The organism is Microbacterium sp. (genome assembly GCF_031988965.1).
Classification (GTDB): Bacteria; Actinomycetota; Actinomycetes; order Actinomycetales; family Microbacteriaceae; genus Microbacterium.
Window position 1 is genome coordinate 3,980 of record NZ_DALZXX010000161.1, and the last position, 2,023, is coordinate 6,002.

The 2,023-nt window shown below is 71.7% G+C and carries 2 protein-coding genes; both read left to right on the forward strand.

What is annotated here, in order from left to right; translation table 11 throughout:
- The coding region (locus tag RTM68_RS16380) for a DUF1648 domain-containing protein (RefSeq protein ID WP_312172952.1) at nt 1-977 on the forward strand (977 nt) is incomplete at its 5' end.
- A gap of 36 nt (nt 978-1,013) precedes the next feature.
- Complete coding sequence (locus RTM68_RS16385) at nt 1,014-1,964, forward strand: type II CAAX endopeptidase family protein (RefSeq protein ID WP_312172955.1); 951 nt, start codon at nt 1,014-1,016, stop codon at nt 1,962-1,964.
- Nucleotides 1,965-2,023 lie beyond the last annotated feature (59 nt).

Here is a 2,023-nt window from a genome sequence, read left to right on the forward strand (position 1 = left end):
GGGTGGGGGTGATCCTCCCGCTGTCGCTCATCGCCCTCGCGAGCATCGTCGTCGTCGCCTGGCTCCCCGAGGTGCCTGACCCGGCCGCGATCCACTGGGGTCTCGACGGCGCCGACGGCTTCGGCCCTCGGTGGACGCCTCTCGCGCTGCTGATCGGTCTCGGCGGTGGGACCGTGCTGCTGTTCGCGCTCATCGCCCTGTTCTCCCACAGGGTTCCCCAGCGGGGAGCCGCCGCGCCGATCCCGCAACCGCAGTGGTCGGCGACGGCACGGCTGCTCGGCGCAGCGAGCCTCGGTACCGCGGGCCTGATATCGATCCTCGCCATCGTCTCCACCGCCGCGCAACGCGGGCTCGACGATGCGGCGGATGCGGCCGACATCACCCCCTGGATCCCCGTCCTCCTGCTCGTCATGGTCGGACTCGCCGTCGCCGGCTGGTTCCTGCAGCCCTCGGTGCCGGTCTCGCCCGACTCGTCGGGTGCGGCGGCGACGCCGCCTCTGGCCGATCACGAGCGCGCCGTGTGGATGAAGACCGTCACGGTCGCACGGAGCGGCCAGCTCGTTCTCGGGATCGGCGTCTTCATCGTGGTCGCGATGAGCGTGCTCCTTCTCGCCCGGGGCGTCGCCGCAGGGTGGATCACCGCCGCCGTCGCGCTCGTGCTCGTCGCGCTGGTCGTCACGGGCCTCCGCTTCCGCGTCCGTGCGAGCGCCGCCGGTCTCCGGGTGCGCTCGACGGCCGGATGGCCCCGACTCGAGATACCTGCCGCCGAGATCGCGAGCGTGCGCGCGATCCCCGTCAATCCGTTCGCCGAGTTCGGCGGCTGGGGCTACCGGATCGGCACCGACGGTCGCCGCGGTGTCGTCCTGCGGACCGGGGACGCCCTCGAGGTGACCCGGACAGACGGACGGGTGTTCGTCATCACCGTGGACGATGCGGCCACTGCGGCATCCGTCTTGGCTGCCGCTGCCCGCGGCTGACGCCGCTTCGTGACCGTGAGATCGAGGAGATCCATCATGACCCGCACCCGTATCGCCGCCATCGTCAGCTTCGTCGTCCTCTCCTGCGGTCTCGCCTGGCTCGTCGCGCTGCCTCTGTGGCTCGGCGACGGCCTCGCCGAGCCGATCGCAGGGCTGCTGCTGCCCGCGATGATGTTCACTCCGACCGTTGCCACCGTCATCGTGACGTTCGCCCTGCGCGTGCCGTCGTCGGGGGAGCGCGTGCGGTTCCTCGGGCTCTGGCCCCTCCGCCCGGCGAAGCGCGTGGTCTGGCTCATGGTGCTCGGCTGGCTCGCCCCGCCGCTGCTCATCGGGCTCAGCGTCGTCGTCGCCGCAGCGCTCGGGTTCGTGCAGATCGATCCGACTTTCGCGCGGGTCGCGGCACAGCTCGCGCAGATGCTTCCCGAGGGCGCGCCGACGCCCCCGGTGGAGCTCTTCGTGATCTCGCAGATCGTCATGATCCCCGTCGCCGCGCTGATCAACTGCGTGGTGGCGTTCGGTGAAGAGCTCGGCTGGCGCGGATGGCTCGTTCCCGCGCTTCGTCCGCTCGGCACGTGGCCGACACTGCTGATCAGCGGAGTCATCTGGGGCGTCTGGCACAGCCCGGTGATCCTGCTCGGCTACAACTTCGGCCGCACGGACATCACCGGAGTGCTGTTCATGATCGGCGGCTGCGTCGCCTGGGGCATCCTGCTGGGGTGGCTGCGCCTGCGGTCCGCCTCGATCTGGCCCGCGGTGCTCGCGCACGGATCTCTGAACGCGGCGGGCGGCCTCGTGATCCTCTTCGCCGCATCGCAGCCCGACCTCGCGCTCGCCGGGCCATTGGGCGTCGCGGGATGGGTCGTGGCGGCCGTCGTGATCGCGATCCTCGCGGTCACGGGGCAGTTCCGCCAGCAGCCCGAGCTCGCGGGCGCACCCGGGCGGCTGCTCTCGGCCCCGCGCGAGGCGCGGCATCCGTCGACCTCTTGACGCTCCCGGTACCGCGCGGTTGGCTGAGGGCATGGACTCCACACCCGACGCCTGGGCGA